The sequence below is a fragment of the Sphaerisporangium krabiense genome (genome assembly GCF_014200435.1).
Lineage (GTDB): Bacteria > Actinomycetota > Actinomycetes > Streptosporangiales > Streptosporangiaceae > Sphaerisporangium > Sphaerisporangium krabiense.
Window position 1 is genome coordinate 511,852 of sequence record NZ_JACHBR010000001.1, and the last position, 26,487, is coordinate 538,338.

General features: G+C 75.2%; 9 protein-coding genes. 5 read left to right on the forward strand and 4 right to left on the reverse strand.

Translation table 11 applies throughout. From position 1 onward, the window contains the following. Positions 1-56 precede the first annotated feature (56 nt). Together BJ981_RS02165 and BJ981_RS02170 are read right to left on the reverse strand one after the other, a co-directional pair. The gene (locus BJ981_RS02165) at positions 57-1,613 is read right to left on the reverse strand and encodes a hypothetical protein (RefSeq protein ID WP_184608055.1); all 1,557 of its coding nucleotides are present in this window, start codon (positions 1,611-1,613) and stop codon (positions 57-59) included. Further along, positions 1,589-2,398, reverse strand: coding sequence for an ABC transporter ATP-binding protein (locus tag BJ981_RS02170; RefSeq protein WP_184608056.1), 810 nt, complete (start codon positions 2,396-2,398; stop codon positions 1,589-1,591). The genes BJ981_RS02165 and BJ981_RS02170 overlap by 25 nt, the downstream gene beginning before the upstream one ends. 78 nt (positions 2,399-2,476) lie before the next feature. Here BJ981_RS02170 and BJ981_RS02175 point away from each other — a divergent pair, with 78 nt between their 5' ends. The 5 genes from BJ981_RS02175 to BJ981_RS02195 all read left to right on the forward strand — a co-directional run bounded on the left by BJ981_RS02175 (position 2,477) and on the right by BJ981_RS02195 (position 7,497). Continuing rightward, positions 2,477-4,075: an acyl-CoA carboxylase subunit beta gene (locus BJ981_RS02175; RefSeq protein ID WP_184608057.1), complete on the forward strand. Its 1,599-nt coding sequence runs from the start codon at positions 2,477-2,479 to the stop codon at positions 4,073-4,075. 11 nt (positions 4,076-4,086) lie between these two features. After that, positions 4,087-4,290: an acyl-CoA carboxylase subunit epsilon gene (locus BJ981_RS39590; RefSeq protein ID WP_184608058.1), complete on the forward strand. Its 204-nt coding sequence runs from the start codon at positions 4,087-4,089 to the stop codon at positions 4,288-4,290. A 106-nt stretch (positions 4,291-4,396) separates the two neighbouring features. Further along, a complete protein-coding gene (locus BJ981_RS02185; protein ID WP_184608059.1) occupies positions 4,397-5,344 on the forward strand; it encodes an NYN domain-containing protein in 948 nt (315 codons plus the stop codon). Between the two features lie 72 nt (positions 5,345-5,416). Then, complete coding sequence (locus BJ981_RS02190; protein WP_372436891.1) at positions 5,417-7,000, forward strand: DNA-3-methyladenine glycosylase 2 family protein; 1,584 nt, start codon at positions 5,417-5,419, stop codon at positions 6,998-7,000. Then, complete coding sequence (locus tag BJ981_RS02195; RefSeq protein ID WP_184608060.1) at positions 6,997-7,497, forward strand: methylated-DNA--[protein]-cysteine S-methyltransferase; 501 nt, start codon at positions 6,997-6,999, stop codon at positions 7,495-7,497. Before BJ981_RS02190 ends, BJ981_RS02195 begins: the two co-directional genes overlap by 4 nt. On the opposite strand, the gene BJ981_RS02200 is transcribed toward BJ981_RS02195, so the two are convergent. Both BJ981_RS02200 and BJ981_RS02205 read right to left on the reverse strand, forming a co-directional pair. Next, complete coding sequence (locus BJ981_RS02200; RefSeq protein WP_184608061.1) at positions 7,498-15,861, reverse strand: DUF4951 domain-containing protein; 8,364 nt, start codon at positions 15,859-15,861, stop codon at positions 7,498-7,500. A gap of 10 nt (positions 15,862-15,871) precedes the next feature. Next, a complete protein-coding gene (locus BJ981_RS02205; protein WP_184608062.1) occupies positions 15,872-26,329 on the reverse strand; it encodes a Tc toxin subunit A-related protein in 10,458 nt (3,485 codons plus the stop codon). Positions 26,330-26,487 lie beyond the last annotated feature (158 nt).

The following is a 26,487-nucleotide window of genomic DNA, read 5'->3' on the forward strand; positions in this document are numbered from 1 at the left end:
CCGCGCGCGACCGGACACCGTCTCACCTATTGGACTAGACCAATGTGCCGGCGGGTTCAGGCAGGCCGGGAGACCGCGCCCAGGATCTCCGGCAGCCGGCCGTATCCGATGGAGGCGGCGAGCACCCGCCCGCCGAAGGCGATCCCGACGCCGTAGGCGACCCCGAGGACGGCGACCCAGCTCGCGCCGAGGAAGATCGGCAGCAGCACCGGGAAGGCCAGCAGGCTCGTGGCGGTCATGGCGCCGAACGAGCCGGCCATCGCCACCGGGCCCTGGCCCGGGGCCGCGCCGGAGAAGGCGTTCAGGCGCTCGGGGAAGGTGTACGGCAACAGCACGCTGACCAGCGTGCCCACCCCCAGGCCGATCAGGAGCAGGCTGGTGCCGGCGAGCAGGGCGGGCGGCAGCGCGGGCAGGTCGCCGGCCACCAGCGCGGCGGCGAGGGCCAGCACGGCCAGCAGCGGCACGCCGACGAGCGCGACGGCGAGCTGCCGCCCGGCGAGGTCGGTGCGCAGCTCACGGGCGGAGGAGAAGGCGAGCGCGTTCATCCACAGGGCGCCGCCGTCGGCGCCGAACAGGTTGGCGGACTGGAGCCCGATCATCAGCGCCGCCAGGCACACGGGCCCGACGACGCTCCACGTGGACTCCGGCCCCGCCGCCGCGCCGCCGGCGGTGAAGATGATCACTACGGAGACGCCGATCGCCGCCAGCCAGCCCATGCGGCCCCGGGGCTCGCGGCGCAGGTACTTGAGCTGCTTGGCCACGACGGCGCCGAGCGGCCCGCCGGGCAGCAGCCGCTCCAGGCGGTCGCCGCGCACCGCGCCCGCCTGCGTGGAGGCGTCCGCGGTGACCATGGCGTTCCGGAGGACCCGGATCCACACCCAGGCCAGGACGAGCACGACCACGGCGACGGCGGCGAGCTCCGCCAGGCCGGCCGGCCCGCCGTCCGCGATGGCGTGCGCGGCCATGCCGGGCGGCCCCCAGCGGACCGCTCCGGCGAGCCCGGCGAGCATCGCGCGGGCGTCCTCGCCGTACCCGCGGCTGAGCAGCAGGTTCGGGAGCTGGCTCAGCAGGATGACGGCGACGACGCCGAGGGCGAGCAGGTCGCGGCCCCGCCTGCTGCGCAGCAGGCGCGACAGCGCCGTGGTGACCGCCCGCGAGGCGACCAGGCACAGCGCCCCTTGCAGGACGACGGCGACCAGGCCGATCAGCAGGCCCGTGATCCCGCGGGCCAGCCCCGCCACGACGCCCAGCAGGACCAGCAGCGAGGCGAGCGGCCAGGGCCCGGCGGCGGAGGCGGCGAACATGCCGGCGGCCATCTGCCGGGGCGTCAGCGGGAACAGGGCCAGCCGCGCGGGGTCGAGCGTCTCGTCCACGCCGAAGGCCATCAGCGGGGCGACGATCCAGAGAAGGGTGAGCGCGGTGAACGTCACGACGCCGATGTCGCGCGCGACGTCCGGCGGCGCCAGGCGCAGCAGGCTCATCAGCAGGAGACCGCCGCAGCCGATGAGCAGGGCGGCGACCAGCGTGACCACGAAGCCGACCTGGCGCATGAGGTCGCCGCGCAGGCTCCCCGCGATCAGGCGCAGCTTCAGCCGGACGAAGAGCCGAGCCACGACAGGCCCTCCTCGCCGTTGCCGCGCGCGCCGACCAGGTCGAGGATCGCCGCGTTGAGCGTGCCGCCGCCGCGGATCTCGGCGAGGGGCCCCTGGGCGACGATGCGCCCGAGGTTCATCACCGACACCCAGTCGCACAGCCGCTCGACCAGCTCCATGACGTGACTGGAGAACACGATCGTCGAGCCGGAGGCGGTGTAGCGGCGGAGCACCTCGACGAGCGTGTTGGCGCTGACCGGGTCGACGCCCTCGAACGGCTCGTCGAGGAAGAGCACCTTCGGGTTGTGCAGCAGGGCGGCGGCCAGCCCGATCTTCTTGCGCATGCCGGTCGAGTAGTCGACCACGAGCTTGTCGGCCGCCCCGGACAGGTCCATGACCTTGAGCAGTTCCTCCGCGCGCCGGGCGACCTCGTCCTTGGGGATGCCGCGGATCTGGCCGTTGTAGGAGAGCAGCTCGCGCCCGGACAGCCGCTCGAACAGGCGAAGCCCCTCGGGGAGCACCCCGACCTGGGACTTCACCGCGACCGGGTCCCGCCAGACGTCCATGCCCGCGACCTCGGCGGTGCCGCCGTCCGGCCGCAGCAGGCCGGTGATCATGCTGAGGGTGGTGGTCTTCCCCGCGCCGTTCGGCCCGACGAGGCCGGCGAAGCCGCCGCGCGGCACCGCCAGATCGACTCCGGCGACCGCGACCTGCGCGCCGAACCGCTTGAACAGGCCGCGCGTGCGGACGGCCGGGGGCGACCCGCCGGGCTCCGCGGGGCCGGGCGTGCCGGCGAGGTCGGTCATGCCCGTTACTCTAGCCACGCGCCGCGTACGGCGGCTCCGGGCGACGGCGGCGCCCGCCGGAGGACTAACCTACGGGGCATGAGCGCTGAGCCCGTGCCCCATATCGAAGGCGTCGACCTGCACACCACCGCGGGCAAGATCGCCGACCTGGAGCGCCGCCTCGACGAGGCCGCCCACGCCGGTTCCGCGCGCGCGGTGGAGAAGCAGCACGCCAAGGGCAAGATGACCGCGCGCGAGCGGGTGATCGAGTTCCTCGACGAAGGCTCGTTCGTGGAGTTCGACGAGCTGGCCCGGCACAGGTCGTCCAACTTCGGCCTGGACCGCGAGCGGCCGTACGGCGACGGCGTGGTCACCGGCCACGGCACGGTGGCGGGCCGCCCGGTCGCGGTCTTCGCGCAGGACTTCACGGTGTTCGGCGGCTCGCTCGGCGAGGTCTTCGGCGAGAAGATCGTGAAGGTCATGGACCACGCCCTGAAGACGGGCTGCCCGGTGGTGGGCATCAACGACTCCGGAGGCGCCCGCATCCAGGAGGGCGTGGTCTCGCTGGGGCTCTACGCCGAGATCTTCAAGCGCAACGTGCACGCCTCGGGCGTGATCCCGCAGATCTCGCTGATCATGGGGCCGTGCGCGGGCGGCGCGGTCTACTCCCCCGCGCTCACCGACTTCGTGCTCATGGTGCGCGAGAAGTCGCACATGTTCATCACCGGCCCTGACGTGATCAAGACGGTGACCGGCGAGGAGGTCACGTTCGAGGAGCTGGGCGGGGCGCACACCCACAACTCCAGATCGGGCGTCGCGCACTACGAGGCCGCGGACGAGGCCGACTGCCTGGAGTTCGCCCGCGCCCTGCTGTCGTACCTGCCGTCCAACAACCTGGACGAGGTGCCGGTCTTCGACGCCCCTGCGGACCTGACCGTCACCGACCTGGACCACGAGCTGGACACGCTGATCCCGGACTCGGCCAACCAGCCGTACGACATGCACACGGTGATCGAGCACGTCCTGGACGACGGCGAGTTCCTGGAGATCCACGCCGGGTTCGCGCCGAACATCGTGGTCGGGTTCGGCCGGGTCGAGGGGCACTCGGTCGGCGTGGTCGCCAACCAGCCGATGAGCTTCGCGGGCACGCTGGACATCGCCGCCTCCGAGAAGGCCGCCCGGTTCGTCCGCACCTGCGATGCCTTCAACATCCCCGTGCTGACGTTCGTGGACGTGCCCGGCTTCCTGCCCGGCACCGACCAGGAGTGGAACGGCATCATCCGGCGCGGCGCCAAGCTGCTGTACGCCTACGCCGAGGCGACGGTGCCGCTGGTCACCGTGATCACCCGCAAGGCGTACGGCGGCGCCTACGACGTCATGGGCTCCAAGCACCTCGGCGCGGACGTCAACCTGGCCTGGCCGACGGCGCAGATCGCGGTGATGGGCGCGCAGGGCGCGGTCAACATCCTGTACCGCCGCGAGCTGTCCACGGCCGAGGACCCGGAGAGCGAGCGCGCCCGCCTGATCGCCGACTACGAGGACACGCTCGCCAACCCTTACCTGGCGGCCGAGCGGGGGTACGTGGACGCGGTGATCCGCCCCTCGCACACCCGCGTCCAGATCGTCCGGGCGCTGCGGGCGCTGCGCAACAAGCGCGCCGCGCTGCCGCCGAAGAAGCACGGCAACATCCCGCTGTAGGAGAGCGCCGCATGGATCAGCCCTACCTGACGATCGTGCACGGCGCGGCCACGCCGGAAGAGGTGGCCGCGCTCGTCATCGCGGTCTCCGCAAGAGCCGCCACTTCCCCGCAAGCCCCGCAAAAGCCAGGATTGTGGCGTAAGCCCGCTTACCAGATGAGAACGGCGCTGACCTCGGGCTCAGGGGCGTGGCGAGCGAGCTCACGACCCCATTAGATCTTTGGAAGTGGGTGTCAAGCGAGCCAAGAGTTGGGACTATCTAGAAATGGGGGAATATAGTCAGCCGATCATCGCCTGAGACCCGAGGCCCTGGAGGAGAAGCATGGCAATCCCGGACCTCACACCGCATCCCGTAGCGGCGAAATACGCCGTCCTCGTGGACGTCGGGTACCTCTACGCCGCGGCGGGCGAGGTCCTCTTGGGCGCCAAGGAGCGCAAGGAATACCGCGTCGCCGCCGACGAGCTCATCCAAGCACTCAAGAAGCACGCCATGGAGCGGATTCCGGGAGAGCTCCTGCGCGTCTACTGGTACGACGCCGCCCGCGACCGCGTGCCGACCGTCGACCAGCGGGTCATCGCCCAGCTCCCGTGGGTCAAGGTACGGCTCGGCAACCTCAACGCCCGCGGGCAGCAGAAGGGCGTCGACGCGCAGATCCGCAGCGACCTCGAGGCCCTGGCCCGCCACCACGCGGTGAGCGACACCATCCTGATCGCCGGCGACGAGGACATGGTCCCCGCCGTGGAGGCCGCGCAGACCTTCGGGGTGCGCATCCACCTGTGGGGCGTCGAGCCGCCCTACGGCACCAACCAGGCCGAACGCCTCGTCTGGGAGTCCGACACCGTCGAGGAGCTCGGCGCCGACTTCCTGCGCCCCTACTTCAGCCGCGCCACCCAGGTCGTCCCCGCCGCCCCGCCCGCGCCGCCGTCGCCCGCCCAGGTGTTCGCCGGGCGTACCTCGCTCGCCCCCAAGGCGCCGGTCAAGCAGCCCGGCCAGGTCACCAAGCTCGGCCCGAGCCGCCCGAGGGTCGAGGAGGTCGGCGAGCACGTCGCCCAGAAGTGGATCCTCACCCGCGGGCGCGACAACATCCGCGACCTGCTCCCCGGCCCGCTGCTGCCCACCGTCATCGACACCGAGCTGCTCATCGAGGCGGAGAAGGAGCTCGGCCACTCGCTGCGCCCCTACCCCGAGGCCCGGGTCTGGCTGCGCGACGGCTTCTGGGCGCGCGTCTACCGTGAGTTCGACCTGGGGGTCGGCATCTCCACCAAGTGACGGCGACGTGATCCACGGCGAGGTCCGATTTCCGCCAGCGACCGCCGTGGAGCAGCGCATATCGTCATGTTCGTGACCCCACATCAGATGCTCGACTTCGACTCCTGCTACAGGGCGGTCAGCGCGCGGGACACGCGGTTCGACGGCCGGTTCTTCACGGCCGTGACCTCGACCGGGATCTACTGCCGCCCCATCTGCCCCGCGCGGACCCCGGCGCGGCAGAACGTCAGGTTCTACCGGCACGCCGCGTCCGCGGAGGCCGCGGGCTTCCGGCCGTGCCGCCGGTGCCGTCCCGAGCTCAGCCCGGGCGACCCGGGGTGGGACGTGGCCGCCGACCTGGTGGGACGGGCGCTGCGGCTGATCGACGACGGCGTCGCCGACGAGTGGGGCGTGGCCGGGCTCGCCGGCCGCCTGCACGTGACCGAACGCCACCTGCACCGCCTCTTCACCGCCCGCCTCGGCGCCGGACCGCTGGCCGTGGCGCGCACCCGCCGGCTGCTGCTGGCCAAGCAACTGCTGACCGAGACCTCCCTGCCGATCACGGACGTGGCGTTCGCCGCGGGGTTCGGCAGCGTGCGGCAGTTCAACGCGACCATGAAGGAGGCGTACGGGTTCGCGCCCGGCGAGCTGCGCGCCGCCTCCGGCCCCCTGTCCCGAGCCGCCAGATCCCCCGTGCAGGGCACGCCCGCCACGCTCACGCTGCGGCTCGGCCACCGCGAGCCCTACGACGCCGGGACCCTGCTGGCGTTCCTCGCCGCACGGGCCGTCCCCGGCGTCGAGTACGCGACCGGCACGCTGTACCGCCGGGCCGTTCCCGGGGGGATCATCACGCTGACGCCCGCGGCCGGCCACGTCAAGCTCTCGGTGACGCTGGACGACACCCGCCACCTGGCCAGGATCGTCGCGCGCTGCCGCCGCCTGCTCGACCTGGACGCCGACCCGGGCGCGATCGCCGAGGCGCTGCGCACGACCGCGCTGCGCCCGCTGGTCGAACGGCGGCCGGGGCTGCGTGTGCCGGGCGCGTTCGACGGGTTCGAGCTGGCGGTGCGCGCGGTGGTGGGCCAGCAGGTGTCCGTGGCCGGGGCACGGACGCTGCTCGGCCGCATCGCCGCCCGCGCCGGCTCCCCCGCCAAGCCCTGCGACATCACCCCGGCGGACGGCCCCGACGGCGTCTCGGCCGGGCCCATGGACGGACCGGTGGACGGGCATGCCGACGGGCACACGGACGGGCTCGTGGACGGACCCGCCTACGGGCATGGCAAGGCGGGCGGGGATGTGCCGGCCGCCGACCGGCCGCACCTGTTGTTCCCGAGCGCGGCGCGGCTGGCCGAGGCCGACCTCACCGGGCTCGGGCTGACCGGGCGGCGGATCGAAACCCTCAAGATCCTCGCCGAGAAGGCGGCCACCGGAGAGATCCACCTCGACGGCGGCGCCGACCCGGCCGAGACGGCCGCCCGGCTGATGGCCGTCCCGGGCATCGGCCCGTGGACCACCGGCTACATCGCGATGCGCGCCCTGCGCGACCCCGACGCCTGGCCGGCGGGCGACCTCGGGCTGCGCAAGGCGATGAAGGCCCTCGGCATCACCGAAGACGACATCGAACGGTGGCGCCCCTGGCGGGCGTACGCCGCCACCCACCTTTGGAGCTCGCCATGACGATCGACGCCCAGGTCCTGCCCACCCCGGCCGGCCCGCTGTCGCTGCTGGTCCACGGGGAGGTGCTGGTCGCCGCCGGCTTCACCGCCGACCCCGGCGAGATGTTCGCCCGGCTCTCCCCCGCGCTCAGGGCGCTGCCCCTGCGGGTCGTGGACGACCTCGGCAAGCCCGCCGAGGCCGTGCGGAACTACCTCGACGGCGACCTGTTCGCGCTGGACGCCCTGCCGGTCGAGCAGCCGGGCACGCCCACCCGGCAGCGGCTGCTCACGGCCCTGCGCGCCGTCCCCGCCGGGACGACCGTCAGCTACGCCGAACTGGCCGAGCGCGCCGGGCTGCCGAGGACGGGCGCCCGCGCGGCCGGATCGGCCTGCGCGCAGAACCTGATCGCTCCCTTCGTCCCCTGCCACCGCGTCCTGCCCCAGGGGGGCGGCTTCGGCGGCTACTACTACGGCCCGCACGTCAAGGAATGGCTGCTGAAGCACGAGCGCGCGCTCTGATCAGAACCTGAGTTCCAGGACAGGAGTGGCGGGGGCGGGTTCCACCGCGCGGGGGTTCGGCGTGGTGGCCGGGCCGTTCCAGGTTCCGGGGAAGAGCTGGATCCGGGAGCCGCCCGGGGTGTCCAGGCGGCGGCGAAGCTGGAGCGGCCCCCCGTCGGAGCCGCGCTCGCCCTGGCCCGCCGCACCTCCGCCGCCGGACCGGCCCCCGGGCGTGGCCCCGGGCTGATCCGTCTGTCCGGCGCCCGGCTGACCGCCGCCACCGGGCGACGCCGCGCTCGCCGGACCCGCGGGCGCCGCGCCGTCGTCCTCGTGGCGCTGCGCCCCGGCGGCCACGGCCCCGGCCGCCGCGGGCGTCGCCGCGCCGGCCGCCGCCTGCCCCGGCGTGGGGAAGAACCGCGTCATGAGCTCGTCCAGGAACGCGGCGCGCCCGGGCGCGGTCGGGTTGCGCGGCTCGAACCTCTCCAGGTACCGGTAGAAGGCCCGCCACTGCTCCAGCATCTCCCGCGTGAGCCCGAGCTCCTGGAGCCGTCCCTGCGGGAACGCCCTGGCCAGGGCGCGGGACTCCTCGCGGCTGAGCTGGCTGCCCCAGCCGAACGCCTTCCCGAACTCGTTGAGGTTCTTGAACTGCTCCGGCCACGGCGGCACGCTCGGCTTCGGCGGGATCTCCCCCGCCGCCGCGCGGGTGGCGACGCTACGGGCGCCCGCCCCGCCGCCGCCTCCCGCGGCGCGCCCCGCCGCCGCCTCGCCGCCCGCGGCCGCCCCGCCCGACGCCGCGCCGGACGCCGCGGGAGCGCGCAGCGCCCGTATCCCGGCGCCCGCGCCCTTGATCACGCCGAACGTCACCAGGCCGATGGCCGCGTCCACCACCACGGCCCCCACCGTCTGCCGCTCCCCGTTGATCGCCCGGGTCACGATGCCGCCGGCCGCGGCCCCCACCGCGACCCCGGCCGCCTGCACGCCGAGGCTCGCGCCGCCGGTCAGCCCGGCGATGGCCCCGGTGACGGCGCCGCCGGCCGCCGCGGCCCCGACCCGTCCCCAGTCGCTGATCTTGCCCTCGGTGACCAGTTGCCGGATCGCCTCGACCCCGCCGCCGACCACGGCGCCGATCGCCGCCCCGACCACGGCCTGCACGATGAAGTTGAGGAACGCCCCGTCCGGGTCGTTGGCGATGATCGGCCGCCCTTGGACGTACTCGTACCGGTTCAGCCCGGCGGTGAGGCCCGCCGGGTCGCAGCTCACCCACCGGCCGAGCCACGGGGCGTAGTAGCGCGCCCCGTAGTAGTACAGGCCGGTCTCGGGGTCGCGTTCCTTGCCGGTGTACCGGTACCGCTTGGGCGCCTCGACGCCGGGCGCCGCGGCGAACAGCGCCGTGGTGCCGTACGGGTGGTACTCCTCGGCCGACAGCACGCGCGCCTCGTCGTCCAGTTCCAACCGCGCGGAGCCGAGCTGGTCGTCCATCTGGTACCTGACCAGCCGCACCGGCCCGCGGTCGCGCCCGGCCGCGCGGGTCTCGACCAGCGCGACCCTGCGCTCGCCGTCCAGCACGTGCACGGTGTCGCGCCGCACCTCCACGCCGCCGTCCGGGGTGAACGCGCGGGCGATCTCGTATCCGCCCAGGTAGACGCGCTCGTGTACCGGGCTCGCCGGACCGGAGGACGACCTGCGGATGGTCACCGCGCGAACCCGCCGTCCGCTCGCGTCGTAGACGTAGTGGGTGGTCTGCGTGCCGCCGTCGGCCACGCGCGATACCTGGGAGATCTGGTCCTCGGGCGTCCACGCCAGGTCCCCCACCCCGGGCAGGTGGACGGTATCGCCGTGCTCGTCGTAGGAGAACCTCCGCTCGTCACCGAGGCCGCCGAGCCGGTTGCCCGTGCGGCCGGGCTCCAGGCGGCTGGGCTGGTCGTAGACGTACTCGCGGGTCCAGCCCGTGGCGGAGTCGGCCGCGTTGCGGTGCGTGACGCGCAGCAGGTTCCCGACGGGGTCGTACCGGAAGCGCTGGGTGTACCGGGCGAGGGCCGCGCCGTCGGCGGGGTGCGGGACGGGGCTCAGCCCCGCGCGGGCGGGCGGGCCGCCGATCTGGCCGAGGTGCTCGCGTCCCGTCGCCTCGACGAGCCGGTAGAGCGCGTCGTAGCGGTAGGAGGCGTGCGGCTCGACGTGCCGGTTGCGGAAGAAGACGTCCTGGCGCGCGTGGTCCTCGGCGCGGACGATGTTGCCCGCGGGGTCGTGGAAGAACCGCAGATCCTGCAGAACCTCGCGACCGCGCGCCCCCGCCCCTCCGGCCGCGCTGGTGTGCTGCCGGACCAGCCGGAACGTGCGCGGGTCGTAGGTGTACCGCGTGCTGACCCCGTTGCCGTGCCGGACCTCGACCCGCTGCCCGCGCGCGTTGTACTCCACCCCCGCGACGAAGGTCTCCTCCCGCCCGCCTTCCGCGCCACCCTCCGCGTCCGGACGGCCGCCGGGATCCGGGATGTCCGGAAGGGTGGCGTCCAGGCGTTCCAGGAGGTTGGCGGCGTTGTAGGCGAGGCGTTGGACGGTGCCGTCCGGGAGGGTGAGCTCCACGGGGCGGTTGAGCGCGTCGTGCCGGGTGAGCGACACATGCGGGCGCGCCTCCAGCTCGACGTCGCCGGACCAGTCGGGCAGATCCTGGAAGCCGGCGGTCAGCCGCCGCGTGGTTCTGGCCAGGTTGCCCTGCGCGTCGTAGGCGTCGAAGGTGGCGACCCCCGCGCCGTCGCGGCGTTCGGCGACCCGGGTGCGCAGGTTGCGCCGCTCCCCGCCCGGCACGCTCTCGCCGTACACGACCAGCTCACGCAGGATCTCGCCGGTCAGGGCGCCGCCGGACACCAGCGAGCGCACCGGGCGGCGCAGCGCGTCGAGCTCCACCCGGGTGCGGTGGCCGCGCGCGTCCCAGGTGATCACCGGCACGCCGGTCACGTCCAGGAGTTGCCGGCGCTCGCCCGCGTCCATGTCCCCGGCGAGGCCGCCCCGGGAGAGCAGATCGACGTCGTTGCGCGCCACCGTGCGGCCGAGCGGGTCCACGACCGCCCGCACCGTGCCCTCCGCGTCGAGCAGGTTCCGCGTCGCGTACCACACGTCGACGGCACCCGCCCGGCCGGCGGAGTCCGCGCCGGCCGGGCCTCGCGGGTCCGGGTCGAGGCGGTTGTGGGCGACCACGCGGCAGGCGCGGGCCAGGGCGTCGAAGTCGGTGGTGACCGGGGTCGCGGCGTGCCCGGCCGCGAGCAGGGCGGCGCGCCGTTCCTGCGGCCCGAGCTCGCCGGAGGCGCGCGGCGGGTACCAGCGGCGCCAGCCCGCGCGTTCCTCGGCCCGCACCAGCGGGGCCAGCAGGCCGCCGACGTCCGGGTCCCGGGCCGGGTCGAGGAGCACGGTGTCGTTGACGTCCCACGCGACCTGCCGCCACGGGGCCAGGACCTGCTTGGACCAGGTGCCGTCCGGGTGCAGCAGCGCGACGACGCGTTCGAGGGCGTCGTAGCAGCGCACCGAGCTCACGCCGTGCCGCCGGTCCGGTTCGTACAGGTGGGTCGGGGAGAAGAACGGCTCGTAGGTGCGCAGTGGCTTGCCCTTGGTGGTGAACACGGTCCACCCGCTGCCCGCCCACCGGGCCTGGCCCGGCCGGTCGGGGGCCGGTTCCGCGGGGCTCTTGGTCTGGATCTCGCGCCCGAACCCGTCGGAGTAGGTGAAGGTCTGCTGAACCGGGGACTCCGCGCCGAGGTCGCCCGCGTGCCGCTCGCGGGCCAGCGCGGCGGCGGCCGGAGGATGCGGGCGGACGGCGTCCCGGTCGCGGGCGAAGGCGAACGGGTCGGTCAGCAGGCGGCCGGTCGCCCGGCCCAGCAGCGGCCCGGCCAGGTCGCGCGGGTCGGCGAAATAGCCGAGCACGGTCGCCTCGTCGGGGTCGGGGTCGAACCCGTCGAGCGAGTCCCCCGTCGGGTCGTCGGCGCGGCCGAGGATCGCGGTCCCGGCGACCAGGCCGCGCGCGTCGAAGGCGACGGCGACGCGGTTGCCGTTCGGATCGCTGATCAGGCGCGGCTGGAGCACCCGGTAGTCCAGGCCGCCGCCGCGCACCCGGCCCTCGGCGTCGCGCTCGCCCGCGCTCGCCACGTTGCCCAGCGCGTCGCGGGTGGACAGCGGAAGCAGGTCGTAACGGTCGTAGTCCACCGTGGTCGCCGCGTCGAACGGGTCCAGGAAGACCCTGGGCACGAAGAAGTGCGCCACGGCGGCGGCGAGCTCGTCCTCGCCGGGCGGGGCGTGGCGGGCGCGGCCGGACGGCGTCCACCAGCCGTGCTCGTCGGCGGCGTACCCGGCCGCGGCGAGCGCGGCGCCGTCCACCCGGCCGCCGTACAGGGCGCGGACGACGTCCGGGGTCAGCGCCAGCCGATACGCCTGGTCGGGCAGGCCACGCGACTCCTGAACGCCCAGCGGAAGCCGTCCCCCGAGGTCGTCGGCCCGATAAAAGATCCGAGCCCGCCCAACCTCACGCCGAGCAGGACGCGCGGCCGCTCGCGCGCCAGCCTCCCACGCGGCGGGCAGAACCTCCTCCAGACGTGCCCCGGTGTCCCATCCGGCGGGCGAAACCTCCAGGCGTGCGCCGGTGTCCCATTCCGCGGACGGAACCTCCCCCAGACGTGCGCCGGTGTCCCACTCGGTGAAGGGCACCTCCTGTAGGCGTGACGGGTCGCGGAGTGCGGTGGTCAGCGTTTTTAGCGTGAAGAGCGGGCCTGTGGGGCGAAGGCCGAGGATCTCGGCCTCGCGTCGCTGCGCCGGCTGCGGCGCCCGGTAGGCGTCGGGCCCGTCCACCGCGTTGGTGTACTCCGTCCGCTGCTCCATGAGGTGCGTGCGCTGCTGCCGGGCCACGTCCTCGGGCGACAGCTCCGGCGCGGTGCGCCGCCCGGCGCCGGGGTGGCGGCCGTAGGCGGCGGTGAGGGTGTGGGTGGCCTGGCCGAAGTCGTCCACGGCGAGCACCAGTTCGTGGCCGATCCTGGGGTCGTCGCCGCGCTCGCGGTGCACGGTCACGGTCTCACGGGGGTGGCGGGCCAGCACGGCGTACGGCTGCCCGGCCGTCCTCGGCTGGAGCAACTCGACGGTGTAGGCGGAGTGGACGCTCTCGTACGGCACTTCCTGCGCCGCCGCCCCGTCCAGCCCGTACGTCTCCCGACGCAGAGCCACCCCGCGCAGCGCCCGCCATGCCTGCCGGTCATCCTCCCTGCCCACCGGCCAGGGCACGTCCTGCCCGCCGGGCAGGCGCACCGCGGACGGGATCGCGTGCCGGGGGGCGGGCGGGTCACCGGGGAAGGGATCCGGCAGGGTCAGATCCGGGTCGCCGGTGTGGAACCAGGTACGGGTCAGCACCGGCGGAACCCGTACATATTCAGATATATCCGGCGAAACCTGCTCAGCCATGGCCTCACCAAGCAGCGAACGCTCGCCGCCCAGCGGCCCCCCACTGATCCGCGCATGGCCCGTACCCGGCACAGCCCTACCGGTCCATGCATCGTCCTGATGTGCTGGGTTCTCAGCGAGTTGGGCGTGGTCATTGACCGGCGCGTCGCCAGCGGTGGGCGTGGGGTCCGGGGGCCGGAGTTCGCCGCCGGGGCCGGACGGCGTGGGGAAGGTTTCGTCGTCGTACTGTTCGACCATGCCGAAGCCGGTGAACTCGCGTTCCTCGCCGTCGTAGCGGCCGTCGTGGTAGACGTACCGGCTGACCCGCCGGGTCCGGGTGATCAGGTCGCGTACCTCCACCCTCTCGACCACGTGGACCGGGAACGGCAGGCGCGTGCGCCACGGTCGTCCGGCGGCGCGGTCGGCCAGGCCGAAGCGGGTCGAGGAGGCGTACGTCAGCAGTGTCTCGGCGCCGAGGTTGTTGCGGACCCGGGTGAGCAGGTGGGGCTTCACGCCGCCGGTGAGGTCGAGGTAGCGCAGCCGCCGCCCCGTTTCCACGGGTAGGGGGCTCCACCAGACCAGGCAGGCGGTCCCGCGGCCGAGCAGGTCCAGGACGGCGACGTCGGCCAGGGAGTCGGCGCGCGGGAACCCGGGGCCGAGAACGCGGCGATCGGCGAAGGCGTTGCCCGCGGCGTTGGGGTAGATGTGGACGCCGTCGGCGTGCAGGTAGAGCAGGTCGGTGGTGCCGGACCCGTCCACGTCGGCCAGGCGGACGCGGCGCTGGTCGAACGCGCCGGGCCCGTCCAGCCACGGCGAGTGGTCCATCACCACGGCGGAGCCGAACCGGCCGTACCCCAGGTTCGGGTGGTAGCGCACCTCCCCCGGGCGCACCCGCACCAGGTCGGCCAGCCCGTCGCCCGACATGTCCGCCAGATACACCGCCTCGGTGGGGTCGGTGTGCAGCAGCAACGGCTCCCACACGCCCGTCAGCGGGTCGGCGCCGGCGAAGAAGGCGCGCCGCGCCGGGTCGAAGCCCGCGAGCCCGCGTCCCGGATACCAGGTGACGCCGTCGTCCTGCGTGACCAGCAGGTCGGCGAGGCCGTCCCCGGTCAGGTCGGCCAGTTGCGTGTACGGGGCCGTGACGTCCGCCGTGGGACGGCGTTCGAACGGGGCGAACGCCGACCAGCCGCCCTTGCCGTCACGCTCGACGTACCCGGGCGCGGGGCCGGACAGCCGGACGAACTCCAGGCGGCCGTCCCCGTCCAGGTCGGCGAGCGTGGCCGAGGCGGCGGCCCGGCGCGCGGCCGACCGCAGGGCAGGGCCGGCCGGCCATCCGGGGAGCGCGGCCCCCGACGGCAGCGTGGCCACCTGGCGGGGCGCGGCGAACCGGCCCTCGCCGAGGTTGGCCGCGTAGAACCACGTGCCGCCCTGGTCGGCGAGGATGCCGGGCAGGCCGTCGCCGTCCAGGTCCGCCCACCGGGCCGGGACCGTGCCGGGCGGGACGGACTCGGCGCCGGGCAGGGTGGCGAGGGGACCGGGGTCGGCGACGTGCGGGCCGGTGTCCGCGCCGTGCGTCGCGTAGCCGAACTCGACCGGGGGCATGCCGCGCCGCACGTAGCCGCCGTCGTCCCGGCGGCGGTACCCCCACGGGCGGACGGCCTCCAGGACGGTCAGCACCCGCTCGCCCCGGCCCGGATCGCCCCGGTAGGCCAGCTCGGTCGCCCGGACCAGGCAGTCCTCCCCCACCCCGGGCTCGCCGGGGAAGTGGTGGAACATGAGCACCCGCCGGCACAGCCGGTAGGTCCGCACCTCGAACCCCGCCCGGTAGCTGGAGAACGGATCGGCCCGGCGGCTCCACTCCCGATCCTCACGCGGCGTCGGCGCGTCCCCGTCATGCTCCCCGTAATCGAGCACGACCTCGAACAACCACTCGCCCACATCGCCGCGCGCCAGATCCCCGTCGATCCCGGCCGACGGGGTGGACTCGTGCGGATCAGGGACGGGGGTGGGCGTGTAGGGGGTGCGGTTGCCGTAGCGGACGCGTTTCAGGTAGCGGTTGGCGGTGCGGGCGGCCGGGGAGCGGCGGCGCTCGTGCGGGAGGCCGAGGTCCACGCCGGCGTCGTCCTCGGGCTTGTACTCGTAGAGGACCAGGTTCCCCGAGGTGTCGTGGCTGCGGCTCAGCAGCCAGGTGAAGACGCGCCCCGGCGCGTCGGGGTCGGCGATCCTGCTCCGCGCGGTGAGCCCGAAGTGGTGGGTGACGCCGTCCGCGGTGATCGTGCGCCAGTGCTGCTCGCCGCTCTCGACCGCGGTCCAGCGCTCGACCCGTGCGTACTGCCCCTCGACCCTCGGCCGGTACCGCTCCACCCGATAACGGCGGCCCCCCTCCATGCGGTGCACGGGCCGGCGACGCCACCGGGCGCCGTCAGAGGAGAGGACAGGGACGAGATCCTCCGCGCCGGACAGCACGAACACGTCCTCACCATCGCCGGACAGACCTTCGGACCCCGGCGTCGCGTCCTGGTAGCGGGGCAGGCCCTTGTCCGTCTTGCGGGTGATCATGGGGAGGCCGAGGGTCCAGCCGAGGCCGACGGGGCCGTTGCCCGCGACCGAGTCGTAGTGGAGGGCCAGCCGGGGGCCGAAGCCGGAGCGGCCGGGGGTGGTGGGGATCGGCACGGTGAGGGTGCCGGTGCCGGTGGCCGGGTTGGCGCTGAACTTCTCGCCGAGCCCGCGGATCGCGCCGCCGCCCTTGGGGACGGACAGGGCGGGCGGCGCGGCGGGGCCCTGCGGCCAGGACGGGCCCGGACCGTCCGGCTGGACGGCCGCCGCCGCGGTGCCCGGGGCACCGGTGCCCGGGGCGGTCCCGGAGGTGGTTCCAGAGGCGCTTCCGGAGGTCGTCCCGAAGGCGGTTCCGAAGGCGTCGGTTCCCGAGACGGAGCCGGGGACGGGGGCACCCGGCGGAGGAAGGGGCTGCACGGCGGCCCCCTCAGTGCCCGCAGGGGCGGCCGTCGCCGGGGCAGGCGCAGCGTCCCGGCGCGCACCCCGTCGAGACGTACCCGCATAGCAGCCACACCCGGCAGACCCGGCCGAACGCGTCCGGAACCTCGACCGTGCCCAGCGACGACTCGTGGTCGGTGAGGGTGCCCCGTCCGACCCCGGTCAGCACGCCGTGGAACAGCCCCGGCCAGTCGGCGGAGGCCACACAGGAGACCTCCTCGAACTCGTCGGCCTCACGACGGCCCCGCCGGTGCGGCTCGTCCCCGCCATGATCCCCGTGATCACGGCGACCGTCGGGCCGGCGGCCGTCCGTCCCGTGATCCATGGAGCGGCGGTCACCCGGGGCGTGCTCCGCCGACGAGTGGTCGTGCCGTCCGTGGTCGTCGGAGTGGTGGTCCGCGGGGTGGCGGGGCGGGCGGTAGCGGATGGTGTGGTGGTGGCCGGGATCGGCGTGGGGGGCCTCGATGTAGAACTCGACGGCCTCGACGCGCAGGGCCTCGCCGTCCGGGCGGAACGGGAACATCGCGCGGGACAGGGAGAGCGGCAGGGTGCGCGGCCGGTCGCGGCGCTGCAAGGCGTACCAGGCGTCGGGGAGGTCGTGTTCGACGTCGAAGACGCGCAGGCCGTCGCCGGGCAGCCGGTCGCGGGACTCGCGGGCCGCCGCCTCGCGCAGCGCCTCGCCGCCCTCGCGGGCCGTGTAGTTGAGGTGCAGGATCACGTCGCTGACCGTCGCGAGGTCGAACCGGTTGTTCTCCTGGGGGAGTTCGAGCAGCCACCGGCTCACCGCGCCGTGGTACTCGAAGGGCAGGTACCGCTCGTCGCGGAAGTTGACCTCGAACACGCCCGGGTCGGCCTGCCCGGTGGAGGTCGCGACGGCCTCGCGGGCGGCGTACTCGCGCACCGCGCGCGGGTCGCCGGGCAGGAGCGTGTAGCCGTCGCCGGGCGGTTCGGCGGCCGTCCGGCACCCACACGCCGTCCGGCACCCGCAGCCGGCGCCGTGGCCGCACGACGGGCGTTCCCGGCCGCGGTCGTGCTCCGGCGGGCAGCACTCCCCCGGCGGCCGGATCAGGTCGGGCCGGACGCGGGTCGTGCTGGACAGCAGCGTCAGCCGGGCGTGCACGCCGGTGTACGGGCCCACCACGCAGGGGATGGACAGCGAGACGTTGCGGATGCGGCGCATGTAGTGCCCCGGATAGTCCTGGTCGAACAGCCACTCCGGCAGGTCGATCTCGCACGCCCCGGTGGTCTGCAGCCGCAGGAAGTCCAGGGGACGGTCCAGCCGCAGCGAGATGTGCTTGACCAGCTCGTACTCGCGGACGTTGAGGTCGAGGTAGGTCTGCTCCATCCGGCGGACGGCCAGTTCGAGGCGTTCCCCGGCGAGCAGGCCCTCGTGCAGGCCGTCCCACAGCGGGGTGTCGAGGAACTCGGCGCCGGTGTGGCCGCGCTCGAAGTTGAACGCCCGCTGGGCCTGGCGGGCGCCGCGCAGCGCCAGCTCGTACGCGCGCCAGTACAGCGCGGCGGTCTCCCGCTGGAGCCACAGGTACAGGGCGTGCCCGGTGAGCCGGTCGCGGAGCACCTGTTCGACGTCGAGGGCCTGCTCCAGGCGCAGCCGCTGGTCGTTGAGCTCGTGCAGGGCGGCGTCCCTGCGGCGCTCGGCGCCGAGGATCTGCCGCTCGACCTGCTCGATCTCCAGGTCCAGCACCTCGACCTGGTGGCGCCATTCCTCCTCGCGGCGCTCCCAGCCCGCCTGGGTGAGACGCTCGCCCGCGGTGATCGAGGCGATAGTTCCCACGGTGCCCGCGATGCGGGCCGCGGTGGCGAACACCCCGGCGAGCTTGGTGCCGAGGGGGAGCTGGTTGGCGTTGAGCGGCCCGAGCCCGGCCACGCCGAGCCAGATGTCGGGGATGAACCCGAGCGCCTGGCCGGTCGCCTCCAGCGGGATGCCGGTGCCGTGGCTGGCCACCGACTGCTCGGTGAGCGCCTGGTAGTCGTTCTCGCCGCGGTTCAGGCCGGCCTCGACCAGGGCCGCGTAGTAGCGGCGGTTGGTCTGCGCGATCTGCTTGGTCTTGGCCAGCGCCTGGACCTGCCAGTCGGCGTCGCGCCACTGGGCCTGGCGCAGCGCGATCGCTGAGGCCTGGAGCTGACGCTCGTGGTCGGCGCGCAGGGACTGCAGGTACTCGGCGTCGCCGCGTTCGTACGCCTGCTGCAGCGCGGAGCCCAGCGTGCGGACGTAGGCGGCCAGCTCGCGGGCGCGCGCGATCTGGAAGGCGAAGCGATACGGGCTCGCGGGCAGGCACACGTCGTCGTCCTGGCAGGTGCCGGCGGTGCCCGCGGGTTCGATCCAGCCGTCCACCAGGCCGGTGGCGCCCAGGTAGGGCATGTGCCGGGCGGGCGGCCGCTCGGCGGTCAGGCAGGCGCGGATCAGCGCGAGCCGGTCGGCCACCAGGTCGTACAGCGACAGCAGGCGCGGGTTGGGCGGGGCGGGGTGCGGCCGGAAGTCGTCCACGCGGCCGGGCGCGGACCCGTCCGGTTCGACGACGTGGCGGGGCCGCTCGCCGAGCAGCCGGGCCGCGGCGGCGAAGAGCACGCGGGCCTGTGCGAACGACTCTGGGGACGGCCGGTGGCGCAGCCAGGCGTCTCCCCATTCGAGCAGGGTCTCCAGGTAGTGCAAGGTGATGGACCTGCGGCGGACGCGCTCGGCGGAGGCGGCGGTGCTGTCGGCGCAGCACCGTCCGAGCCGCGCCCGGACCCCGTCCCGGTGGGCGCGCAGCTCGGCCGCCTGCGCCGCCTTGCCGCGCCGCCCGCGCCCGCCGGCGGGCGCGTCCTGCGCGTCATCGTCGCCGGTGGTGTCCCTGCCGCAGTTCAGCCAGGACGCGTCGCCGTGCAGGGGGTCGAACGCCAGCTCGTACCAGCGCAGCGCCGCCTCCGGCCGGCAGTGCGCGCGCAGGGCGGCGGCCACGGCCAGCGCCGGCCCGTACGGGTCGCGGGGCGTGAGCGGGGCGCCGGGCGCGTGGTAGGCGAAGTACGGGTAGGCGGGCAGGCCGCCGGGGTGGACCGGGCCCGTGGGCGGGAGGGGCGGCGGAGGCGGCGGCACCTGCGGGAGCGCGATCGCGTCGTCGGCGGCCAGGTCGTAGCGGAAGCCGGGCGGCGGGTCGGCCGGGTGGCCGGTGGGGGTCTGGCCGTTCTGGACGGCGAAGGTCAGCGAGTCGTCGGCGCGGCCGGTGAACAGCAGCGCGGCCGGGCCGGTGACCTGGACGCCCTCGGCGCTGAAGCGGGGCGTGCCGAACTCGCCGTGGTGGACGCGGCACCAGGCCAGGCGCACCTGGTCGCGCCCGCGCCAGGCGAGCAGGGTCGGCAGCTGCTCGGGGTCGTGCCAGGGCCACAGCGAGTCCTGCTGCGGGGCGGCGAACCAGCGGGCGTCCGCGAGCCAGAAGTAGTACTCGTCCACCAGGGGCCCGTGCTCCCGGCCGCACTCGGCGCAGCACGAGGACGGAGCCGTGTCCGGGAAGAGCAGGCCGCCCGGGACGCCCTCGGCGGGCGGCTCCCCGGCCGCGGCCACCCGCAGGAACCGCGTCCCGAGCCGCACGGCCGCCTCGACCCACCACACGAGCCCGGCCCCGGCCCCCCGCTCACTCCCCTCACCGTCGCCGTTCCCTTCGCCACCCTGGTCACCGTCACCGTCGCCGGGCGGCCGCCCCGGAACGCCGCCGGGCGGGTGTCCGGGTTCGTCGTCGGTGTGGCCGGGTGAGCCGTGGGGGGTTCCGAGGGCGGCCAGCCAGGACGGTCTGGCGTGGCGGTCGGGGGTGCCGAGGAGTTGGAAGCCGTGGCCGCGTGGGTCGACCGCGTGCAGGGTCGAAGGGTCGCGGATCTGGAGGATTTGGACGCCGGGGTGGCCGGGCGCCGGGGGCGCGGCCCAGTACTCCAGGCCGCCGGGCTCGGGCCTGGTCAGCGTGACGCGGCGCAGCCGGTCCTCCAGGAAGGCGAACGCCTCGCTGCGGCGGGCCTCGGCCAGCTCGTCGACGTCCACCCAGTTCTCGCGGTAGGCGCGGCGGCGCTCGCACGCCTCCCAGACGTGGTGGCGGGCGTACCGGGCGTCCCACAGCGCCAGGAAGCCGGGCGCGGGGGTGAAGCCGGGCTCCAGGCCGAGCCGGGCGCGGTTCACGAAGGTCTGGACGGCGCCGATCGCCTCCTCCACCCGGGAGGCCCGCTCGCACGGACCGGCCTCGACGTCGATGAGCAGCAGGCCGGCGAGCTGCTCGGCACGGCGCGCCGCCTCGCCCGTGGGCAGGGTGACGCGGTCCAGGCGGGTCAGGTACGCCAGGAGGGCGGCGCGGCCCCGGGCGCGCAGGCCGTCGGAGAGGGCGGCCAGGTCGGCGTACCTGCGGGGGCGGCCGTTCTCGATCAGCCCGTCGGCCACGAAGCGGGCGAGGTTGGCGTTGCCGGAGGTCTGGTCCGGCGGGGCGGCCGGGTCGGCGTCGGCCCACAGGTCGGGCCGGGCGGCACGGACGTCGGCGACCAGGAAGCGGCGGAGGATCTTCCGCAGGAGAAGGTCGGCGTGCCAGACGCGGACGGGCCACCGCTCGTCCACCAGGTCGTCGGAGGTGATCTCGGTGCTGCTCCCGTCGGTCCGATAGCGCAGCACCAGCGGGGTGCGGGCCGGGGAGACGCCGAGGTACCGCAGCAGGTCGCCCTCCAGGTCGGGGTGTTCCTCGGCGGACTCGTGGAACAGCAGCCAGAGCGGGCGCTCGGGTGAGGTGCGCGCCGCCGCGCGGACGACCGTGTAGTCGAACAGCCGCTCCCACCAGTCGGTCAGCGCCTGCCGCCGGGGCACGCTCGGGGCCGCGCGCTGGTCGAGGGCCGGGTCGGGCGTGAGGTACGGGTCGGCGACCGGCAGCAGGTCGGGGTCGAACCCGGCGAGGTGGACGGCGAAGCCGCCGCCGTCGCGGTGGTAGGCGGCGCCGGAGAAGCGGTCCGGGCGGGCGAGCAGGTGGTCCAGCTCGGAGCCGCCGTCGTCGGCGACGGGGGCGGCGCTCAGTCCGAGCCGGTGGGCCAGCAGCAGGGCCTTGAACGCGCGCTGGTAGGTGCGGCGGATGTCGCGCAGCGAGCCGGTGTACCGGCCGGCCAGCCCGGCGCGCTCGTTGCCGGTCAGGACCTCGATGCCCGCGTCGAGCGTCAGAGGCTCCTGAGAGCGCCGGTAGAGGCGGGTGCGCGGGACGGCGACCGGCTCGCCGCCGGAGTCGGGGCCGGCGTAGGAGAGCTGGAAGCCGGTGGTGGCGGCCACGATGTCGTCGGGGTCGTCGAAGTCCGGGCGGGCGCGCGCGAACTCGATCTCCAGGTCGTAGGCGCCGCGGCGCAGGTCGAGGCCGACGTGGAAGTGCGGGGCGTCCGAGCGGCCGGGCCAGTCCTTGGCGAGGAGCACCCAGGTGCGCTGGCCGCGGCGCAGGACCACCCGCCAGCGCCGTCCCTCGGCGCCGTCCCGGGACGGGATCTCGCCGTCGGGGGCGGGCGCGCCGGCCCAGAAGGCATACCTGCCCGCCTCCTCGACGAGGAGGGAGCCGGTCCAGCGGACGGTGTACCCCTGCGCGCCGCCGAGGGCGTCGGCGGCGGCGTCGCTCATCGCGAACCCGTTGCGTATCACGATGAACCGGCCCTGGGCGTCGCCGGCGGTGACGTCCAGCGCGGGGATCACGCCGGGGACGGGCGCGTTGGTGGCGTCCCGGACGTCGCCGGGCACGCCGAACGCGCGCAGCGGGCCGCGCAGCTCGCGCCAGACCACGCCGGGCGCGCCGGAGGGGACGAACTCGCCGAGCAGGCCGGTGCCGGTCAGGGCGAGCAGGGCGGCGAAGGCCCCTCCGGTGGGGCGGGGCCAGGTCACGGCGGGGGTGTGGCCGTCGGCGGACTCCCAGGGGCCGGTGGCGCGGTTCTCGTCGCCGTGCAGGTGGGCCAGCAGGCGGAACGCCGCCGCGGAGGTGCCCTCGCGCGCGTGGCCGGTGACGGCGTGGACGTGCGCGGCCAGGTGGTCGGCGACGGCCTGACAGCGGGCCACGGTCCGGGCCACCGCCTGCTGGAAGTGCGCGAACCTGCGCCGCTCGTCGGGCTCCTCGGAGAGATGTCGCAGGGACTCCTCGAAGTCCTCGAAGAGGAAGCCGAACGGGGCCAGGACGGCGCGCGGCCCGGCGACGAGCTCGCGCACGGCCGTGCGCTCGGCCGGGTCGAGGCGGCGGACGCGCGCCAGCTTGGCGATCACGTCGGCGGCGCGCAGGGGCACCCCGGCCGTGAGGGCGCCGCCCGCGTAGCGGAACGGCCCGTCGGCGGGGGTGTTCCACATCGCGGGCGGTGACCCCGGGAGGTCCACCCGCCAGCGGCGGTCGGCCTGCGGCACGGGGACGCCCTCGGACTCCAGGACGGAGGGGAAGAAGCGGGCGCCGAGGAGGTAGAGCGGGTCGGATCCGGTCGGGGCGTACCCGAAACGGGTGCGCAGGGTGGCGTCGATCTCGGTCCACGTCCACGTGGCGGCCACGTCCGCCGCGCCGGAAGCGCCGCCCGAATCGGCTCGGTCCCGTGCGCCGGACGCGCCGCGGGAGTCCGTCCTGTCCCCCGCGCTCGTCATGTCTTCGGAACCGGCCGTCTCGTGGCCGGAGCCGGTCCCGTCGCCACCGTCCGCTTCGTGCTCGGTGTCCCGGTTCACCGCCAGCAGGGTCGCGCGCAGGGACCACAGAGAGCCGGGGCCGTCGTCGTCCGGCAGGCCGAGCGGGTCGTCGAGCGCCTCGTTGGGCGGCTGGAGGGGGAACGGGTCGTCCCCTTGCAGGTGGTCGTCGGTGGTGGTGAGGAACAGCAGCTCGCCCACGCCGAGGTCGCTCGCGTACAGCTTGGCGAGCACCTCGGCGAACCGGAGCGTGTGGGCGGGCCTGGCGTGCCAGGTGTCGGCCGGGGTGTCCGGGTCGAACCCGGCCAGGCGGGACAGCGGGCCGAGGTTGGCGGCGAGCACCTCCAGGAACTCGGCCGGGCGCGGACGGCAGCGGTACCGGCGGACGGCGGCCCGGCGGACGGAGTCCAGCAGGGCCCGGACGGCCCAGTCCCAGTGCGGGTCGTCCGGGCCGGTCCACAGGGCGAGCAGCGGCGTGCGGCCGGTCCCGGTCGCGCCGTGGCGCGGCGGGAGGCCCCGCAGCGGGACGCCGAACTCGTCGCGCAGGAGCTGCAAGGCGGCGAGCTGCCGGACGAACGCCGGGTTCACCGAGCCGCCGGAGTCGAACAGGCCGAGCACCTGGATCACGTCCGCCAGCTCGCCGGCCGTCAGGGGAAGCCGCGCGCCGCGCAGGAGGCGCCACAGGCGGATGACGACCGCGATGCGCCGCAGGCCGCCCTCCGGGTCGCGTCCGAAGTCGAGGGCGTAGCGGTCCAGGTGGCAGGGCTCGCACTCGGGGAACGGGTCCTCGCCCTCGCCGCCGTCGCCCTCGCCGTGCGGGGTGAGCCGCCCGAACGGCACGACGCGCGCCCGCCACAGGTCGATGAGGTCGCACCAGGTGATGCCGGTGCGCTCCAGGAACTCGGGGACCTGGACGACGATCCGCGTCCAGGGGACGCGGCCCACGCGCGGGCCGGGGAAGCCGTACACGCGCCACACCCGCACGCCGCCCTCGTCGCCGCCGGACGACAGATCGCGGGCGTAGAAGATCTCGTACTCCTCGCGGGACAGGCACAGGTACTCCAGGGCCAGGTCCAGCCGGAGGGGAAGGCGCCACAGGTGCCTGCGGAAGCCCTCGGGTTCGAGGTCGGGGTCGAGCGCGAGCTCGGTGATGTCCCGGCGGAAGGCGCGCGCCACCTCCTGCCGGCAGGTGCCGAGGGCCTCCAGGTGGGAGCGGTTGACGTCCAGGCCCTGCACGTAGGGCAGCAGGGGGTGGGAGGCGTCCTGGCGCAGCGCCTCGTAGGCGGCGGGGACGGCGACCGGGACCGCGGGCGTGGAGTGCTCGGGCAGCGCGGCGAACAGGGTGGCGGGGTCGTGGCCGTCGTCCCCGCCGAGCGGGTGGCCGGCGAGGTCGCCGGTGGCGGTGTCGTGGACGGCGCCGCGCGCCGAGCCCGGGTCGGCGGCGAGCGCTTCGAGGCACTCGCCGACCAGGTCCACGACGGGCAGCGGCGTCGTGGCGTTGGCGGAGGTCACGGCGAGGTCGCCGAGGGGGCCGCGCCGGGCCGAGACCAGGCCGCCCAGCGTCCCGCCCTCGCCGGACCCGGGGTCGTCGCAGGTGGCGTCCAGGGGCAGGGACAGCAGCGCGTGCAGGTAGGCGACCGGGCCGAACGGCGACCGGTGGGCGGGGGGCACGCAGTCGACCAGGCAGCCGTCCGGGTTCACCGGCGTGAACGGCTCGTCCTGCGGCGACGACTCGCCGGCGGGGCCGCCGGCCGCGTCCATGACGGCGTCGGCGAGATCGAAGGCGACCGTTCCGGTCAGGGCGTCGCGGAAGGCGCGCGCGGTGAGGGCGGCCACCTGGTCGCGCGTGGTGAACCCGCGGGCGTACAGGGCCTCCATGACCGAGAAGCGGACCGGCTCGGGGACGGCCGCGGCGAGCCGGGTCAGCTCGTCGATGGCGCGCAGGGCCGCGTCGAGGCGGCGCGGGGCGCGCGCGTCGCCGGGGAACAGCGCCTGCGCGACGTCGGCCACGGCGGCGTCGCGGTGGCCGGCGTCGAAGGAGCCGCCGAACACGAAGGCGGACCCGGCCCGCGCGGCGTAGGCGGCGGTGAAGCGGTTGACCGGGTCGCCGGAGGGGACGCGGATCAGCGGCGGGGCGCCGGGGGCGTCGGAGGTGACCGGGGTGACGGTGGCGGCGAGCGTGAAGAACTTGCGGACCTCGGCCACGAAGGCGGTGAGGCGTTCCTCGTCGGAGCCGGGGCGGGTGAAGTCGGGGAGGTTGGCCGGCCAGGCCGGGTCGTCGCGGAAGGCGGCCCGCCAGGCGGGCTCCTGGACGGCCGCCGCGGCGGTGGCGCTGCCGATGGCGAGCGCGGCGCGGAGCCTGGTGCGCAGCGGGACGTTCCCGACGGGGACGATGTAGCCGCGCGTGAGCGCGCACAGCACGAGTTCGAGGTGCCCGGAGGGCTGGGTGCCGACGATGCCGTCCCAGAAGGCGGCGTCGATGTCGGCGGCGCCGACGGCCAGCCAGGCGTTCAGCAGGGTCTGGACGTCGCCGGTGACGGGGAGGGAGGCGGGGCCGCCGCCGGTGTCGCCGAGGGCGCGCAGCCGGCGCACGGCCGCCGCGATGCCGACCGGCGGGGCGTCGGCGACGGGCGGCTGCCCGGCGGGCAGGCCGGGCGGGGACGGCGGCGGGGTCTCGGCGATGATGTGGGCGTCGCGGGCGGCGGCGAGCATGGTGCGCAGGCGTTCGTCGTCGGCGAGGATGGCGGCGCGGTACCGCTGGTCGGCGTCGTAGGTGGCGGGCAGCCCGGCGCCGAGGGCGTAGAAGTAGCGGGCGGGGACGGTGAGGCGGGACGCGGCGGGGATCGCGGTGAGGTTGACGCGGACCCGCTGGTGGCGCTCGCCCGTGGCGGTCTGGCCGGGCAGCACGGGGAAGGTGAGGCCGGCCTCGGTGGCGGCGGTGCTGCGCGCCTCGCACTCCACGGCGGTGGCCAGCGCGACGACGTAGGTGGTGAGCCGCTCGGCGTCGGCGTCGCCGGTGGCGTAGTAGGCGGTGAGCGTGGCCTCGAAACGGCCGCGCTCGGCGTTCTCGCCGTCGTCGGTCGGGGTGGTGTAGAGGGCGCCGAGCCGGCCGCCGGTGGGGCCGGGGAGCGGCCGGAACTTCTGGTTCCAGACGATCTCGCGGGCGACGTGGCGGGCCTGGTTCACCGTCAGCGGCGCCAGGGCGAGCGTGCCGGCGGGGTCGTCGCCGAGCACCCGGGCCACGGCGTTGAGCACCTGGTCGTACGGGGGCGCGGAGCCGTCGGCGGGCAGCTCGACGTAGGCGTCGGCCGGGTCGATCGCCCGGCCGGGCCCGGGCAGGCCGAGGTACAGGCTGGTGGGTTCGAGGCCGGGGAACAGGGCCCGGTTCCCGGGGATCGCCGCGCCCGTGGCCTCGGGCACGTTCATGTAGACGCGGCGGTCGACGATCGTGCCGTTCCTGGTGATCTCCAGGCGGATGTCGCGCGTGGCGTGCTCGGGGCGCGAGGCGGGCGGGTTGGGCGGGGCCACCGCGATCACGGCGGTGGCCGCCGCCTGGTAGGCGAAGCCGGTGAGGATGTCGAAGCTCGTGTGCTGGACGATCGTGGTGGACGGGTGCGGGATCTCGGGGTGCGCGGGGTCCTGCGGGGCGGTGTAGGTGGCGGGGACGCCGATCTGCGCCTCGGGCGCGGACACGTTCAGATCGACGGCCCGGATGGTCAGCCCGGTGAGGAAGGCGGCGAAATCGGCGCCGGACATGGCCTCGCCGCCGGCGGGGAACAGGCGCACAACGATCAGTGACATGGGGACCTCTTCACTACGGCGTGAGGCCGCGTGCCGCGGCGGGGCTGGGCGGGATGTCACCACAGGCGCGTGGCTCGGCCTGAAGTTCGTGATCGTCAGTGGGGGGTCGCCGTCCGGGCCGGGAATTCGGTAAATGATCCTTTTTAGCGGATTTCACG